Origin of the sequence: Flavisericum labens, assembly GCF_045446075.1 — a bacterium.
In the GTDB taxonomy this organism is placed as follows: Bacteria; Bacteroidota; Bacteroidia; order Flavobacteriales; family Flavobacteriaceae; genus Flavisericum; species Flavisericum labens.
Map to the genome: position 1 here is coordinate 189459 of NZ_JBJJBQ010000003.1, position 13014 is coordinate 202472.

Annotated in this window: 14 protein-coding genes and 2 tRNA genes; 9 read left to right on the forward strand and 7 right to left on the reverse strand. The window is 35.1% G+C overall.

Annotated elements, in window-relative coordinates:
• Positions 1 to 10: 10 nt before the first annotated feature.
• Positions 11 to 2311 (reverse strand): TonB-dependent receptor family protein, encoded by a 2301-nt coding sequence (locus tag ACIEHO_RS07345; RefSeq protein ID WP_406970194.1) that lies wholly within the window; start codon positions 2309 to 2311, stop codon positions 11 to 13.
• Positions 2312 to 2450: 139 nt separating this feature from the next.
• Between ACIEHO_RS07345 and ACIEHO_RS07350 the strand changes: the two genes are divergently transcribed.
• The 3 genes from ACIEHO_RS07350 to uxuA all read left to right on the forward strand — a co-directional run bounded on the left by ACIEHO_RS07350 (position 2451) and on the right by uxuA (position 4684).
• Positions 2451 to 2525, forward strand: a tRNA-Pro gene (locus ACIEHO_RS07350).
• A gap of 171 nt (positions 2526 to 2696) precedes the next feature.
• Entirely contained in the window at positions 2697 to 3509 is an 813-nt protein-coding gene (locus tag ACIEHO_RS07355; RefSeq protein ID WP_406970196.1) for an SDR family oxidoreductase, read from the forward strand.
• Positions 3510 to 3526: 17 nt separating this feature from the next.
• The gene (uxuA, locus tag ACIEHO_RS07360; protein ID WP_406970198.1) at positions 3527 to 4684 is read left to right on the forward strand and encodes a mannonate dehydratase; all 1158 of its coding nucleotides are present in this window, start codon (positions 3527 to 3529) and stop codon (positions 4682 to 4684) included.
• 6 nt (positions 4685 to 4690) lie between these two features.
• On the opposite strand, the gene ACIEHO_RS07365 is transcribed toward uxuA, so the two are convergent.
• Both ACIEHO_RS07365 and ACIEHO_RS07370 read right to left on the reverse strand, forming a co-directional pair.
• Positions 4691 to 5656: a D-2-hydroxyacid dehydrogenase gene (locus ACIEHO_RS07365; RefSeq protein ID WP_406970200.1), complete on the reverse strand. Its 966-nt coding sequence runs from the start codon at positions 5654 to 5656 to the stop codon at positions 4691 to 4693.
• Between the two features lie 60 nt (positions 5657 to 5716).
• On the reverse strand, positions 5717 to 6187 hold the full coding sequence (locus ACIEHO_RS07370; protein ID WP_406970202.1) for a hypothetical protein: 471 nt from the start codon (positions 6185 to 6187) through the stop codon (positions 5717 to 5719).
• Positions 6188 to 6345: 158 nt separating this feature from the next.
• Between ACIEHO_RS07370 and trxB the strand changes: the two genes are divergently transcribed.
• Positions 6346 to 7326, forward strand: coding sequence for a thioredoxin-disulfide reductase (gene trxB / locus ACIEHO_RS07375; protein WP_406970204.1), 981 nt, complete (start codon positions 6346 to 6348; stop codon positions 7324 to 7326).
• Positions 7327 to 7413: 87 nt separating this feature from the next.
• On the opposite strand, the gene ACIEHO_RS07380 is transcribed toward trxB, so the two are convergent.
• On the reverse strand, positions 7414 to 8442 hold the full coding sequence (locus ACIEHO_RS07380; RefSeq protein ID WP_406970206.1) for a helix-turn-helix domain-containing protein: 1029 nt from the start codon (positions 8440 to 8442) through the stop codon (positions 7414 to 7416).
• 327 nt (positions 8443 to 8769) lie between these two features.
• Between ACIEHO_RS07380 and ACIEHO_RS07385 the strand changes: the two genes are divergently transcribed.
• The 5 genes from ACIEHO_RS07385 (at position 8770) to ACIEHO_RS07405 (ending at position 10487) form a co-directional block, all read left to right on the forward strand.
• Positions 8770 to 9204 carry a hemerythrin domain-containing protein gene (locus tag ACIEHO_RS07385; RefSeq protein ID WP_406970208.1) on the forward strand — a complete coding sequence of 145 codons (435 nt, stop codon included), beginning with the start codon at positions 8770 to 8772 and terminating at the stop codon, positions 9202 to 9204.
• 73 nt (positions 9205 to 9277) lie between these two features.
• Positions 9278 to 9724 (forward strand): DUF2383 domain-containing protein, encoded by a 447-nt coding sequence (locus ACIEHO_RS07390; protein ID WP_406970210.1) that lies wholly within the window; start codon positions 9278 to 9280, stop codon positions 9722 to 9724.
• A 133-nt stretch (positions 9725 to 9857) separates the two neighbouring features.
• Complete coding sequence (locus ACIEHO_RS07395; protein ID WP_406970212.1) at positions 9858 to 10019, forward strand: DUF1328 family protein; 162 nt, start codon at positions 9858 to 9860, stop codon at positions 10017 to 10019.
• A 26-nt stretch (positions 10020 to 10045) separates the two neighbouring features.
• Positions 10046 to 10225 (forward strand): hypothetical protein, encoded by a 180-nt coding sequence (locus tag ACIEHO_RS07400; RefSeq protein ID WP_406970214.1) that lies wholly within the window; start codon positions 10046 to 10048, stop codon positions 10223 to 10225.
• Between the two features lie 187 nt (positions 10226 to 10412).
• Positions 10413 to 10487: transfer RNA gene (locus ACIEHO_RS07405), tRNA-Pro, on the forward strand.
• Positions 10488 to 10542: 55 nt separating this feature from the next.
• On the opposite strand, the gene murI is transcribed toward ACIEHO_RS07405, so the two are convergent.
• The 3 genes from murI to ACIEHO_RS07420 form a co-directional block, all read right to left on the reverse strand.
• Positions 10543 to 11322, reverse strand: coding sequence for a glutamate racemase (murI, locus tag ACIEHO_RS07410; RefSeq protein WP_406970216.1), 780 nt, complete (start codon positions 11320 to 11322; stop codon positions 10543 to 10545).
• A 69-nt stretch (positions 11323 to 11391) separates the two neighbouring features.
• Positions 11392 to 11889 carry an OmpH family outer membrane protein gene (locus tag ACIEHO_RS07415; protein WP_406970218.1) on the reverse strand — a complete coding sequence of 166 codons (498 nt, stop codon included), beginning with the start codon at positions 11887 to 11889 and terminating at the stop codon, positions 11392 to 11394.
• A 40-nt stretch (positions 11890 to 11929) separates the two neighbouring features.
• Positions 11930 to 12967: an OmpH family outer membrane protein gene (locus ACIEHO_RS07420; protein ID WP_406970220.1), complete on the reverse strand. Its 1038-nt coding sequence runs from the start codon at positions 12965 to 12967 to the stop codon at positions 11930 to 11932.
• Positions 12968 to 13014 lie beyond the last annotated feature (47 nt).

Sequence of the window (13014 nt, forward strand, 5' to 3'; positions counted from 1 at the left end):
TAACATTTCCTTAAAATAAGTAATTTACATTAAAACCAGCGTAAAAATTTAAGGGATTACCTGGATAAAAATAGCGAGGGGCATTACCTCCAAAACTTGATGCGTTAATTAAAATTTGAGACGCATAGACCGTATCAAATATATTGTTTAAACCGAAAAAGGCATTTAACTTTAGGTTTTTATTAAGATTTGTACTGTAGCCCAATTTGAGATTGGTTAAGCTGTACATGTCGGAATAGAGTAGGTTGCCATCCGTAATGGGCATTTTTCCAACTTGTTGAAAATTAACGTTTCCATACAAGCCTATTTTAGAGTTAACATCAATCCCTAGGTTAAATACATGCGATGGAACCCCAGTTAAATCATTGCCAGAGAAATCGTTATTACCATCTATAAAATCTTTAAAAGTAAAATGGTTCCATGTTAAATTAGAGAATATGTTTATAGAAATACGTTTGCTGCCTTTAATTAAATATTCTGCGGATGTTTCCAGTCCGTCGTGCTGTGTTTTTCCGGCATTAACGCCTATAAACTGATCTTGACTCGTTCTTCTGGAAACTAAAAGATTTTTAATGTTTAAACGAAACACAGATAGACTGTAACGAAATCGTTCGTTTAATGCGCTGCCTCGCGAACCTATTTCGAAGTTCCAACCTGTTTCTGGTTTTATATCGGGGTTAATTTGGCCGTCTGGAAGCAATGTTTCGTTCAGTGAGATTGGAGAAAAGCCGTGATTAATATTACCGAAAATATTTGCGTTTTTTGATATAATATAAGAAACGCCAAATTTTGGCGAAACAATATTTTTAAATTCAAATCTTCCTGACTGGTCTGCGTTTGTATCTGATACCGGGAAATTATCAGATAATCGATATCCCGTTTTGTTGAGGTTAATGCCAGTTGATAATGTGGTTTTTTCAGAAAGCTGGAAATTAACTTCGGCAAACGCATTATAGTTATACCGCTTTTCTTTGAAGTTTGATAGTTGGTTGCCAGCTACGCTTCCTGTTCCTTCAGGGAAATTTTTATATAAATTTTCAAACGTCTCATAGTTGTATGAATCCCTAAAAAGTTCTCCACCCAATGAATAATTTACTTTTTTATTGAATAATTTTGTACGCCCCACGAATCGACTTCGCAGTCCGTAGGCTAGGGTTTCCTCTTTCAAAATATTGAATGGTCTGGGTTCGTAAGCGTTTCTGAAGGATAGAAAAACACTAGAGATTAAGTCTGTATTTTCATTTAAATTATGGTTCCAAGAAACGCCAAAAACACCCCTTTTTGAGTCTTCAAAACCCTTTGCATTTTTCCAATTTGTGTCTGCCATTTCTGGAGCGTTCAAATATGTGGTTTCGTTTATTGAACTCGGAATAAATGCCTTTAAATCAATATAACTGGCTAAAACCGATATTTCGTTTTTTAAGTTAATATTGTGATTCGAGTTTAGTGTTACGGTTTGCCTGTTATATTGATTGTTTTCTCTAAATCCATTACTTTGTGTGGTACTGCGTGTTAGGTATAAGTTGTTTTTATCCTGTCCGTAATTTAATGTCGTTACACTTTTTAACAAGCCAAAAGAGCCGGTAGTGAGTTCAGAACTTATTGCCGATTGGTTTACTACGGACTGTTTGGGAACCAAGGTAATCGTGCCGCCCAAACCGGCGCCATAAATGGTAGAAATAGAACCTTTAATTATTTCAATTTTGCCTATTGATGCTAGTTCAAAGTCTTCAATATTGGTTTCGCCACTGCCGTTTGTTAAGGGGATATCCTTAAAATAGGCCCTGATTTTTGAGGTGCCAAACAGGTTTCTAGACCCAATTCCGCGAATGGTTACTCTATTGGTGTTAAGTGCACCGCTTTGCATGAATACTCCTGGAACACGGTTTAGGCTTTGAGTAAAATTAATATGGTTTGCACGTTCAATATCTTTATTTGAAACAATATTTACAGTCGCAGGCGTCCTTTTTAAAATAGAAGAAGTTGTACTGGTGGTTATTACTACTTCATTTAATTGTGAGGGGTTTTTTTGCAAATGAATAATTAAATCCTTTCTATATTTTAAAGTTAATGTGCTTTCTAAATAACCTTCTTTTTTAAATAGAAAGACTCCTTCAGCAGCAACTTCAAAATATCCGTGTTGATTGGAATTTATTGTGTCATTGGTTTTAACGTTTATGACAATCACATTGGCCAAAGGTTCTTTGGTCTGGCTGTCGATAGTCTTGCCCGTTAGTTTTATTTGTCCAAGGGATAATGAGCTACATCCAATATATATAAAAAAAGAGAGGTGAAGTTTGGTAAAATGCACGTTTTGTATTGAGTTTTTTTATTAAAGTAAAAGTATAACAAATAAATAATTCGATTGTGTTTGAAATTATTTTTTTTCAAAAACATCCTTTAGGATAAATAAAAAAAAGTATATTTGCACCCCGTTAAGATAATCAATTCGGGGTGTAGCGTAGCCCGGTTATCGCGCCGCGTTTGGGACGCGGAGGTCGCAGGTTCGAATCCTGCCACCCCGACAAAAAATCAACTAAAACCTTTTGAACTTTGTTCAAAAGGTTTTTTTTTTTGAAGTAATTTGAAATACCAACCCAAACAAGTTTTCTCGTAATATGTGGTTTTCTGTTAAAACATATTATTAAAGTTTATATAAATTTGTTTATTATTAAAACAAACCAAAATATTCAAAAATGAATTTATTTGATTTAAAAGATAAAGTTGTACTTGTTACTGGCGGAGGCGGTGTACTTGGTGGTAGTATGGCAGAGTATCTATTGCAGAACGAGGCCAAGGTAATCATTCTCCATTATAAAGAAAAAACGGTTACAGAAACGGTTCAAAGAATGTCGGCTATTAGTAATAATGTAGATGGTTTTGTTTGTAATGTTGTTGAGGAGGAGAGCGTTCAGAAAACCTCTGATGCTATTATGGAAAAATATGGTCGAATAGATATATTAATAAATGCAGCAGGAGGTAATATGCCTGGGGCTACTGTAGGTCCAGACCAATCATTTTTTGATATGAAAATGGACGATTTTAAAAAAGTAGTCGATTTGAATCTCTTTGGAAGTATAATCCCGACTATGGTTTTCGGTAAAGTAATGGCTAAGAAAAAGCATGGCATTATAGTCAATATTTCGTCTATGGCATCAGACCGAGCCATAACGAGGGTAGCGGGATATTCAGCATCAAAAGCAGCTATAGATAATTATACTAAATGGCTTTCGGTAGAATTAGCATTAAAATATGGAGATGGATTGCGGGTTAATGCTATTGCTCCAGGTTTTTTCATAGGAAATCAAAACCGGGCCTTACTGCTCAACGAAGACGGAAGCTACACCGATAGAGGGAATACCATTATAAGCAACACTCCAATGCAACGATTTGGTGAAGCGGATGAACTACATGGCGCATTACATTTTTTATGCTCAGACGCGTCAAAATTTGTAACAGGTATTGTTATTCCTATTGATGGTGGTTTTAGTGCCTTTAGTGGCATTTAATATTAAATTACAGAAATATGCAAGAAACATTCAGATGGTTTGGAGTTACAGATCCAGTTAAATTATCATATATAAAACAAGCGGGGGCAAAGGGAATTGTTACAGCTTTACACCATGTAGCCAATGGTGAAGTATGGGAAGTAAATGAAATTCAGAAAGTGAAAGATGAAATTGAATCCCATGGTTTGGAATGGGCCTTTATTGAAAGCATTCCTATTCATGAAAATATAAAGTTGCGAAAAGGTGATTATTTAGATCGTTTAGAAAACTATAAGCAAAGTTTAAGAAATGTGGCCACTTGCGGTATTAAAAATGTGTGCTACAATTTCATGCCGGTTTTAGATTGGACGCGTACACAATTATTTTGGAAATTGGCTGATGGAAGCACAGCACTTCGTTTCGATAAGGTTGAAATGGCCGTTTTTGAAAAGTTTATCATGAAACGCGATGGTGTTGAAAACGCCTATACATCTGAAATTTTAGAATTGGCCGAATCTCGTTTTTCAGAAATGACTGATGAAGAAAAACAACAATTGGAAGATAACGTTTTGAAAGGTCTTCCAGGAACGGTTGACGATCTAACCATTCCCGTCTTTAAGGACATGATAGCGCAATACGATAGTTTGTCGCATGCTGATTTAAAAGCTAATCTATCTTATTTCCTTAATGAAGTCATTCCCGTTTGTGAAGAAAATGGCATTGTAATGGCCATTCATCCTGACGACCCACCAATGGATATTATGGGATTACCCAGAATAATAAAATCTGAACAAGATTTGGATGATTTGGTGAATTTTGTTGATAGCCCATCCAACGGAATAACATTTTGCACAGGGTCTCTCGGAGCCAATGCTGATAACGATTTACCTAATATGATTAGAAAATTTGCCAATCGCATTCACTTTTTGCACTTACGTAATGTAAGACGTGAGGAAGACGGGAGTTTTTATGAAGATAATCATTTAGAAGGTTCTTCAGATATGTGTGAAATTGTTAAGGCTGTTCTAGAAGTTGAAAAACAACGTGGTGTACAATTGCCTATGCGCCCTGATCACGGTCATCAAATGCTAAACGATTTGGAAGACAACCATGCTTATGCGGGCTATACGGCCATAGGGCGGTTGAGGGGTATGGCAGAAATACGCGGTTTGGCTCTCGCTATTTCTCGAAATTAAATCATTTTATCGGTTTACTACATTTTTAGGGTTGCCATTTAAAAAAGCTTTCAGGTTTTCAATGGTGGTTTGCATTAGCCGCATTCGTGCTTCTTTTGGAGCCCAAGCAATGTGAGGTGTTATTATGCAATTTTTTGCTTTTAATAATGGGTTGTTTTCTTTCATGGGTTCACTTGAAATCACGTCAATAGCAGCTCCGGAAAGTTTTCCACTGTTTAGAGCCGTAGTTAGGTCTATTTCATTTATTAACGGACCGCGAGAAGTGTTTATGAGCATGGCGCCATCTTTCATTTTTGAAATATTATTTTCATTTATAATATTTTCGGTTTCTGGAGTTAATGGGCAGTGAAGGCTAATAATGTCCGTACTACTAAGTAGCTCTTCCAGCGAAACGAATTTTAAGTTTTCGTTTTCAAATTCAGTATAGATGGTTCGGTTGTATACTTTAATTTTTAATCCGAAAGCTTGAGCAATTTTGGCTGTTGCTTTCCCGATTTTACCAAAGCCAACAAGTCCCATTGTTTTGCCTGATAGTTCAATTAAAGGATAGTTCCAAAATGAAAAATCTTTGCTTGCTATCCATTCGCCTTTTTTAACAGCAGAGCTATGCGCACCAATGCGATGGCACATTTCTAAAAGCAAGGCCAATGTAAATTGAGCTACGGCAGTTGAACTGTAATCTGGTACGTTAGTAACTGTAATACCTTTGTTTTTAGCGAAATCGACGTCAATAACATTAAAGCCGGTTGCCAATACTCCTATGTATTTTAAGTTAGGCGTATTTTTAATAACAAATTGGTTAATAGGAGTTTTGTTGCTGAAAATTATTTCGGCATCACCAATATTTTCAATAATCGCCTCGTCGTTATATGCCGTTCGGTCAAAAACTTTGAGGTTTCCAAATTGTTTTATGCCATCCCAAGTTAAATCACCAGGGTTTAGGGTGTATCCATCTAGTACAACTATATTCATAAAAAAGTTTGGCTTAAAAGATAGGAGTTGTGTGCACCAAATACTTATATGTTTGGTCTTTTATTGTACTCGATGGTAAGTTTCGGCGTAAATGGGGTGGCCTAAACTGTCTTTTTCAATTTGGGTAAAAGAGGTTTCATCTATAACAATTTCAAAATCAAATATCTTATTTGCCTTTATGCGCCTTCTCATAGCTTTTGAGCCGTATTCTAGATTTTCAGTTAAAATACCATCTTCAAAAGTATAGTCGCCCACACCAAACCAGTCTAACGAGTCGCCCGTGCGCAGGCGGCTCCACATAATTTTGGTTTCGGAAAACATTTTCATCTGTTTAAATGTATTTGATGTTTGTATGGTATCCACGGTGCCATCTCCACTATAATTTAAAAAACTCACTAATTCCCAAGCGCCCTCTATTGACGGGGTTTCATTTGCTTGTTCATCAGTTTCAGGCATAGCAGTTTCATTGTTGTTTTTACAGCTTATAACGGTAAGCAGCATAATCAGAATTAAAGATAAATTTTTTCTCATGACGAAATTGTTTTGTTAGTGGTACTTAAATTTACAAAAAAAAATAACATAATTATGCTCTATAAATTTTAAATATGGGGCTATAGTAAAGTGTTAATAACTTCTATGTAAGGTTTTCATCAAAAATTCTACTTTTGTTGTTCTAAAATGAAATGATTATGTCTGAAGATATTGAAAGAATAAAATGCTTAATTATTGGTTCTGGACCTGCGGGTTATACTGCAGCAATTTATGCGGCAAGAGCTAATATGAGCCCCGTGCTGTATCAAGGTACACAGCCCGGAGGACAATTAACAACTACGAACGAAGTAGAGAATTTTCCGGGGTACCCCGATGGTGTTACAGGACCAGAAATGATGATGCAACTGCAGACCCAAGCACAACGTTTTGAAACGGATGTGCGTGACGGATGGGTAACTAAAGTTGATTTTTCAGGAGAAGTCCATAAAGTTTGGGTTAATGGTTTAAAGGAAATTCATGCCGATACCATAATTATCTCAACGGGAGCTTCAGCAAAATACTTGGGATTGGATTCTGAGCAAAAGTACTTGAAACTAGGTGGTGGTGTTTCGGCATGTGCCGTTTGTGATGGGTTTTTCTACAGAAATCAGGAAGTGGTTATTGTTGGTGCAGGAGATTCGGCCTGTGAAGAAGCGCACTACTTATCGAAACTTTGTAAAAAAGTTACTATGTTGGTTAGACGTGATGAGTTTAGAGCATCAAAAATAATGGAATCGCGCGTTAAAAATACCGAGAACATCGAAATTTTATTCAACACAGAAACCGATGAGGTTTTAGGTGATGGGCAAGTTGTTACTGGTGTTCGTGTTTTCAATAACAAAACCGATGAAAAACATGAAATTCCCGCAACCGGATTTTTTGTGGCGATTGGGCATAAACCTAATACCGATATTTTTAAAGATTATTTGGATTTAGACGAAACTGGTTACATCATTAATAAACCAGGAACTTCAAAAACCAATATTGAAGGGGTTTTTGTTTCTGGTGATGCAGCCGACCATGTTTACCGTCAGGCAGTTACCGCAGCCGGTACTGGGTGTATGGCGGCACTTGATGCAGAGCGTTATTTGGCAGCCAAAGATTCTAGTTTTGAGGTGTCGACATCTACATATAACTAAAAATAACAGGTTATAAAATATTGAAAGTCCGAAGCGAATGCTTCGGACTTTTTGTTTCAATAGTCAATTGGGACTTAAAATTGTAATTTATACAGCAACTGCAACCACATGCTGCTTTTTAAATTCGTTAGGTGTTATTCCATATTTTTCCTTGAAAATTTTCGAAAAATAACTTCGGCTTGTAAAACCTATAGTGTAAACAATTTGAGAGATATTGAGGTCAGTAGTGGTAATTAAATCTCTAGCAACTTCCAGTCTTACGTGTCTAATATACTCGGTTACGGTTCTTTTAAATAAAAATTTAAAGCCGTCTTGAAGTTTTGCTTGAGATAGGCCAGATTCAGTTGCTAAATAACCTAAAGAGTAATCTTTTGATGGGTTTTTTATAATACCGTTTGCAAGCTTTCTTATAACGACAAGTTCACTTTTTATTAAAGAGGTTGGCAATGGAATACCTTGGTCTAATTTATTATGCTGCTGGATGTGCATGGTTAAAATTTCATAAAGTATCGCTTCTATTTTTAAAATTCTTAGCATACCCTTCGATTTTATTTTCCAGAGCTTTTTTACTTGATCGGCCATTTTTAAATTTAAAATCCCAAAGTGCCTAAAACGGTTTTCATGATCGGTATCAACAAAAACCTCGTATAGCTTTTTATTTAATGTTGATATATTGGTGGTACGTTTCTTTAAAAAATGCCTTCTTGTAATTTCTATGACATTAATTTTCAAATCGACATCTTTTGGCAATTTCAAGTAGTTTTTGCCACCCGTCTTATTTGTAAATATCAAAGATTGAAATTGTTCAATTTCCTCACCATCACTATCAATTTCAAATTGATGGATAAAACTTCCACTAAGCGGATAGATAAACCTAATAGGATTGAATTTGGATGCATATATTTCTAAATTAATATCATCGCTAAACCTTATATTATAATCTAATAAATTAATGCCCCAATCAAATGGAATAAACCGAATACTGCCACAAGCTTTATCATTATCAACGACTAAAGTACATTCGTTCCATTTTTCTTCAATAATCCCACCAATAAATTTTTGGATTCTTTGAAGAACGTCTTTAGTATTGTCTGCAATTATTTCAATTTCTATCATGCTTTTTTTATAGCCTTTGGTGAATAATCGAGAATTTATTTAACATAAAACGAATTATTCTCTTTGTAGATATCCATTTGCGTTTTTGAAAAATGGACTCATTTTATTCAGTAAAAAAACTAAAAGTAAATATATCCTTTAACTGAGAAAAACCCACAACAAAGCAAAGATATACACTACCTGTCATAAGAAACTAAAGGTAATATTATTTTTTACATAAAACCATAATTTGATTTGTAAAAACCCATTTGAGTTAATTCTTAATTGGTTTGAACTAAGCAATCAGCTAATTAAATAATAGCTTTGATTTAGTTAACACTAAAATTGATGAATATTTTTGAAGCCATAAGAAAAGACCACGATACTCAAAGAGAGTTGCTGAAAAAGTTAATAAATACGACGGGAGACTCGAAAAACAGAGATAAGATTTTTAAAGCTATAAAAAATGAATTGGAGGTTCATGCTAATGCAGAAGAAAGGCATTTTTATAAACCACTAATAAGCAATGAAATGATGCAGGAAAAGGCCAGACATGGTATTGCAGAGCATCATGAAATTGATGAATTAATTGAGCAGTTAGAAGAAACTGATTATGATAGTTCGGCCTGGTTGAAAATAGCAAAAGATTTAAAGGATAAAGTTGAACATCATTTGGATGACGAAGAACATACTTTTTTTCAGCTAGCAGGTAAAGTGTTTTCTGAGACTCAAAAGCAAAATCTTGCAAAACATTACATTGACTATATGAAAACCAATGTTTAGTTTTTACAAAGCACTGGCGATGTAACTCTTTTTCTTTCCAAATGGCGTACTAAGTATTTTTAAACTAATTGCTATGAAAAATGATATTGAATACATCTTAACAAGCTTAATAAAAAAAACTTCAAATACAGGAGAGGCGTTTCGGAAAGCAGCCAAACAAATATCAAATACCTCTTTAAAATCTTATTTTAAATTAAAGGCTCAAGAACGGAACAATTTCGAGCAAGAGCTTGAAACAGAATTACAGGCGCTAAACGAAAACCTCAATAAAAATCAAACCGATAGTAGCAGAGATACGAAGCAGCCAACTTGGGTTAACTTTGATGCCATTGCTTTATACAGCCAAGAGGAATTGATTTTAGAAGAAGTTATAAATGGAGAAAGGGCAGCTTTAGATGAATACACTCGGTTAATCCGTAAAGCCCAACTACCTTTGCGTACTAAAAGCATTTTAAACTCTCAGAAAAATAAAATACAAAGAGGTCTCTCAACAATAAAAACCTTTGAAGAATTGTATTAGCATGGGTTTAAAAGCTATACGCCTTTGTATGGGTTAATATAAGAACCATTACAGTTAAGGTGTGGTAAATTTGTTAACTATCTTGTTTTTAGTTGTTTGAGAGGCAAGCAAATTAATTTTTAAAATAATAACTATGTTACGTTGGACAATAATATTTGTAGTCATTGCAATAATAGCAGGAATCTTAGGTTTCGGTGGAATAGCAGGGGCCTCAGCAGGAATAGCAAAGATTTTATTCTTTGTATTCTTAGTGCTATTTGTACTTTCATTGCTAAAAGGATTAGTTAAGAAATAAATTTACAAACCAAAAAAATGAACATTATGAGAATAATAGGAAAAATATTTATAGTGCTTTTTACGTTTTCAGCTTTGTTAACTAGTTGTAGAGAAGAAAAAGAAAATAAGGTAGAAGATGCCGTTGAAGAGGTAGGAGACGGTATAGAGGATGCAGCAGATGAAGTCGAAGATGCAGCAGACGAAGTTGAAGATGCCGTTGAATAAAGAAATTATACAAACCATTAAAGTTTAGCACGCTAAACAAGAAGAAACAATTTTCATTGAGTATGAAAATTGTTTTTTTATATGAAATGAGAAGCTAAAAACGTTAAAATAAAGGTTGGTTCAATCTTTTGTAAATATAAATTTTCAAATGATTTTAAAAATTGTTTTCTTTGCCCTCCTATGAAAGCGGGATGTGGCGCAGTCCGGTTAGCGTACACGGCTGGGGGCCGTGTGGTCGCAGGTTCAAATCCTGTCATCCCGACAAAAAAACCAGTAAATTTTTACTGGTTTTTTTGCTTAATAATGGTTTTGGTTTTTTAGAATCTCAGGTATTCAATTTGAAGTTTATTTGGCAATAAAGATTCCATGATATTGGGATTTCCGTTAGTAAAAAATTGCAATTTTACTATTGATTCTTGGGTGTTCAGTAAATCTTGTTTTTCTAAAACCGCTTTAGTCTGCCTAGCAACTGCTTCACCAGAGTCTATAATTTTCACATGATTTGGTAAAAGTTCTACTAAAATAGGTATTAAATAAGGGTAGTGGGTGCAGCCCAAAACCAAATAATCGATATTGGCAGCAATCATGGGATTTAAATAGATTTTTAAGAGCGATTTCATTTCTTCTGAATGAAGTTTACCGCTTTCAATAAGCTCTACAATGCCATCGCCAATCTGCTCTACAACTTGAATGTTTTTGGTAAATAAATTGGAGGTTCTATGAAACAATTCACTGCTTAAAGTGCCTTCAGTAGCCAAAATGCCTACTGCGCTTGTTATTGTTCGTAAGGCTGCTGGTTTAATAGCTGGCTCAATACCTATGAACGGGACATCGTAAAGGTCTCTTAATAAATCAATAGCGTTTGTAGTAGCGGTATTGCAAGCCACTACTATTAGTTTGCAACCTTTATTCAGTAAAAGTTCGGTATTTTTTATGCAGAAGTCGGTAATAACCTTTTTGCCTTTTGGGCCGTATGGGGCATTAATGCTATCGGCTAAATAAATGGTGTCTTCGTTTGGCAACAGTGCATGGATTTCTTTCCAAATGGATGTGCCCCCAACACCTGAATCAAAAATGCCGATAGGTTGTTTGTTCATAGTTTAACAAAAGTAAAAAAGCTGCCCTTTTAAAGGGCAGCTTTTCATTTTTTTATTCAAGACTTTCTATTAGATGCCCAATTTCTTTTTAACATCTTCTAAAATATCTTTTCCGTCAGCAACAATTAGGGTAGCTCTATCTAAAACATACTGGTAACCTTGCTCTTTTGCTACCTCGTTAATCGCTTTCATAGCATCCTCCTGTATTGGTTTGAATAGCTCAGCTTCTTTTTTTGCTAAATCTTTTTGCGCATCGGCTCTAAACTGTTGGATACGTTGTTGTTTTTCTTGAAGCTCTAAACCTCTTTTCTGGTTTTCTTCATCAGTTTTAGTTGCAGCTTCAGCTTCGTATTGTTTTACCGTGTTTTGGTACTCGGTAATGGACGCTTCAATATCCGTTTGATAAGTTTTTCCAAGAGCTTCAATTTCAGCCTGGGCCGACTTAGCTGCAGGCATAGCTGCGATTAATTCTTGGGTGTTTATATGAGCAACTTTTTGTGCTTGGGCAAAACTAACTGTTACAAGACATAGAGCAGTTGCTAATAATAAAGTTTTTAATTGTTTCATTTTTAAATAGTATTAAGTGTGTTATAAATTTATTTTATGTTTAATTTTTTCTAGCGTTTAAAATGCTGTCTCTTCGTTTTTGGCGTTCTTCTAAAATTCTTTGTTTTTTTTCCTCCAATTCTTTTTGTCTGGCCTCTCTTTCAGCTAATTTTTTTTGTCTGTTCTCTTCTATTAGCTCAGCTTGTGTTTTTGATTCACTTTCTGTCTTGGTCCCATCTTCGGTTTTGTTCTCTTCATTGGTTTTTTCATCGCTAACGCTTTCTTCCGATTTTGTGGATGAAGATGTTGTTTGCTTTCTGGCATCCAACTTGGCTTGTCTCGCTTTTTCTCTTTCTTCCAATATCTTTTGACGTCGTTCATCAGCTTCTTTTTTCTTGGCTTCTCGCGCTGCCAGAATTTCTTGTCGGCGTTTTTCAACCGCATCAGCTCTTGCTTCTTTCTTTTCTTCTAAAGCTTTTTCTCGAGCATCTAATTCTTCGTTCACCTCAGGAATTAAATCCTCTTGTTCAGCAGCTTTTCGTTCTGCCCTGTTTTGCGCCTGTTTACGTTTTGAAGTTCTGGTAATGCTTCTTAAAACCTGCTCGCTTAAATCAAACTGTTTCGCAGAAAACAGCATGGTAGCGTCTGAAGATTTATCAAAAATAAAATCATACTTTCTGCCTTCTGCCAAATCTTGAACGGCGGCAAAAATCTGATCCTGAATGGGCTGCATCAATTGTTTTTTCTGTATGAACAAATCGCCATTTGGTCCAAAACGTTTTTGCTGATAATCTAATATTTCAATTTCCTCAAAATCAATATCCTCTTTACGTTCTTCAATCAACTCGGTAGTCAAAAGGGCTTTTTCGTTGTTAAGAGCGGTACGCTTTTGCTCAACAGTGGCCAATTTTTCTTGAATTTCGTTTTTCCATTTTTGTGCTTTCGCATTTAATTGCTGCGAGGCTTCTTGATATTCTGGAACATTCTCTAAAATATATTCTGTGTCTATGTAAGCAATTCTAACTCCCCGTTGTGCGTGTAAAGAAGAAAAACTTAGCATAAAAACTAATGACAGTAAAAAAAGAACGTTGTTTTGCATCGGTTTAATTTTTTATAATTTATGGATTACAAATTCTAAAAACGACA

What these genes read in the sequence shown, in the direction of transcription:
- ACIEHO_RS07355 (WP_406970196.1), top strand. Translation starts at nt 2,697, where the DNA reads ATGAATTTATTTGATTTAAAAGATAAAGTTGTACTTGTTACTGGCGGA.
- uxuA (WP_406970198.1), top strand. Translation starts at nt 3,527, where the DNA reads ATGCAAGAAACATTCAGATGGTTTGGAGTTACAGATCCAGTTAAATTA.
- ACIEHO_RS07365 (WP_406970200.1), bottom strand. Translation starts at nt 5,656, where the DNA reads ATGAATATAGTTGTACTAGATGGATACACCCTAAACCCTGGTGATTTA.
- ACIEHO_RS07370 (WP_406970202.1), bottom strand. Translation starts at nt 6,187, where the DNA reads ATGAGAAAAAATTTATCTTTAATTCTGATTATGCTGCTTACCGTTATA.
- trxB (WP_406970204.1), top strand. Translation starts at nt 6,346, where the DNA reads ATGTCTGAAGATATTGAAAGAATAAAATGCTTAATTATTGGTTCTGGA.
- ACIEHO_RS07380 (WP_406970206.1), bottom strand. Translation starts at nt 8,442, where the DNA reads ATGATAGAAATTGAAATAATTGCAGACAATACTAAAGACGTTCTTCAA.
- ACIEHO_RS07385 (WP_406970208.1), top strand. Translation starts at nt 8,770, where the DNA reads ATGAATATTTTTGAAGCCATAAGAAAAGACCACGATACTCAAAGAGAG.
- ACIEHO_RS07390 (WP_406970210.1), top strand. Translation starts at nt 9,278, where the DNA reads ATGAAAAATGATATTGAATACATCTTAACAAGCTTAATAAAAAAAACT.
- ACIEHO_RS07395 (WP_406970212.1), top strand. Translation starts at nt 9,858, where the DNA reads ATGTTACGTTGGACAATAATATTTGTAGTCATTGCAATAATAGCAGGA.
- ACIEHO_RS07400 (WP_406970214.1), top strand. Translation starts at nt 10,046, where the DNA reads ATGAGAATAATAGGAAAAATATTTATAGTGCTTTTTACGTTTTCAGCT.
- murI (WP_406970216.1), bottom strand. Translation starts at nt 11,322, where the DNA reads ATGAACAAACAACCTATCGGCATTTTTGATTCAGGTGTTGGGGGCACA.
- ACIEHO_RS07415 (WP_406970218.1), bottom strand. Translation starts at nt 11,889, where the DNA reads ATGAAACAATTAAAAACTTTATTATTAGCAACTGCTCTATGTCTTGTA.
- ACIEHO_RS07420 (WP_406970220.1), bottom strand. Translation starts at nt 12,967, where the DNA reads ATGCAAAACAACGTTCTTTTTTTACTGTCATTAGTTTTTATGCTAAGT.